Annotated in this window: 1 protein-coding gene; it reads left to right on the top strand. The window is 77.8% G+C overall.

What is annotated here, in order from left to right:
- Positions 1 to 119: 119 nt before the first annotated feature.
- Positions 120 to 1,793 carry an HtaA domain-containing protein gene (locus ACFV6I_RS39440; RefSeq protein ID WP_380431104.1) on the top strand — a complete coding sequence of 558 codons (1,674 nt, stop codon included), beginning with the start codon at positions 120 to 122 and terminating at the stop codon, positions 1,791 to 1,793.
- The last annotated feature ends 109 nt before the right edge of the window (positions 1,794 to 1,902 follow it).

The raw sequence follows: 1,902 nt of genomic DNA, 5'->3' as shown, positions 1-1,902 counted from the left end.
CGCCGGGCGCGGGCGCCGACGGCGGCCCCGGCGACGCGCCGGGCCCCGGCGACGCGGCCTGACACCCCGGAGCGTCCCCCCGCTCCCTCCCCCCGCCCCATCCGAACGGAGTACCCACCATGTCCCGCAACCGCACCCGGCTGGCCGCCCTCGCGGCCGCCACCGCCGGCCTCGGCCTGACCGCCCTCGGCGCCCCCGCACTGGCCTTCGGCGCGGGCGGCCCCGGCAGCGTCACGTACGACACCGGCGCGCTGGACTGGGGCGTGAAGGCCAGCTTCCGCAGCTACGTCAGCGGCCCGGCCTCCCAGGGCGGCGCCATCGAACTGACCGGCGGCGCCACCACCAACGCCGACGGCACCTTCCACTTCGGCCTGGCGAACGCCACGTACGACCTCGCCACCCACGCGCTGAGCTCCTCCTTCACCGGCGGGGTCCGCTTCACCGCCCACCACGGCGCGCTGGACGTCGCCCTCAGCGACCTCAAGGTCACCACCGCCGGGACGACCGGCACGCTCACCGCCGACACCGCGTCCAAGGAGTCGATGGGGGCCACCGAGGTCATTCGACGGGACGACGTGCCGCTGGTGACGTTCACCGTCGGGCGGGACACCACCACCGGGGTGCCGACGGCGGCGAAGCTGACCGAGCAGGGCGCCAAGGCCTTCGCGGGCTTCTACACGGCCGGGACGGACATGGACCCGCTGTCGCTGCTGCTGAAGCAGAGCCCGGCGACGCCGTCGCCGACGGCCACGGCGACCGCCACCGCTTCGCCGACGGCCCCGACCCCGACCCCGACATCGACCCCGACCGCCACGGGCACGCCGACCGCCTCGCCGTCCGCCACCGGCACGCCGTCGGCCACGCCCTCCGCCACGTCGTCGGCCACCACGACGCCGTCCGCGACGCAGTCGCCGAGCGCCACCGCCTCGCCGTCCGCGAGCGCCACCCCGTCCGCGACCGGGACCCCGGCGCCCACCGGTGCCCCCGGCCGGCTGCCCGTGCTGAACGGCACCCTCGACTGGAAGGTCAAGGAGAGCTTCCGCGCGTACCTGGCCACCCCGATGGCGAGCGGCAAGGTCGAGTTCGGCGGCGGCGCGGCCGACTACCGCTTCGGCGGCGCCACCGGCGGCTACAACACCGCCGACCACTCGCTGACCGCCGCGTTCGACGGCTCGGTCCGCTTCCTCGGCCACCCGGGCAAGGACGGCTGGGCGCTCGACACCACGCTCTCCAAGCTGGGCCTGACGATCGACCAGGGCGGCGCCTTCCTGACCGCCGACGTGAACGGCAAGTCCCCCGACGGCAAGGCGACGTCGCTGAGCGGCGCGCGGATCGCCAAGCTGGACGTGCCCGCCTCCGCCCTGAAGCCGGTCAACGGCGTGGTGACGCTCTCCGGCGTCCCGGCCACGCTCACCGCCGAGGGCGTCCCGGTGTTCTCCAACTACCCGGCGGGCACGGCCCTGGACCCGGTCAGCGCCACCCTGGCGTTCGACAAGGACGCCAAGCTGCCGGCCACCCCGCCGACCGCCGGGTCCGGTGCCGGCGCCGGTGCCGGTGGCGCCAACCAGCCTGCCGGAGGCCAGGGTTCGGGCACCGGTACGGTCGGCGGCGCCTCGCTGACCACCGGCGGCGGCCTGACCGGTGCGGGCGCTGCGGGCGGTGCGGGCGGCGTGCTGGCCGCCACCGGTTCGCAGACCCCGGTGGTCCCGCTGCTGGCCACCGCGGCCGGTCTGCTGCTGGTCGGCGGCAGCGCCACCGTGCTGGTGCGCACCCGGCGCGGCGCGCGCTCCTGACGCACCCCCGGGACGCGCGACGGGGCCCGCGGGGGCGCCCCCCCCCCCGGGGCGGGGGGGGGGGGCGCCGCGGGGGGGGGGGGGCGCGCGGGGGGCGGCTGCCGGCGGC

The sequence above is a fragment of the Kitasatospora sp. NPDC059803 genome (genome assembly GCF_042732255.1).
In the GTDB taxonomy this organism is placed as follows: domain Bacteria; phylum Actinomycetota; class Actinomycetes; order Streptomycetales; family Streptomycetaceae; genus Kitasatospora.
Note: the sequence above shows the minus strand (reverse complement) of the source record. Positions and strands in the feature narration are given on the sequence as shown.

Excerpts from the sequence above, each read along its gene's own strand:
- ACFV6I_RS39440 (WP_380431104.1), top strand. The coding sequence starts at position 120 with ATGTCCCGCAACCGCACCCGGCTGGCCGCCCTCGCGGCCGCCACCGCC.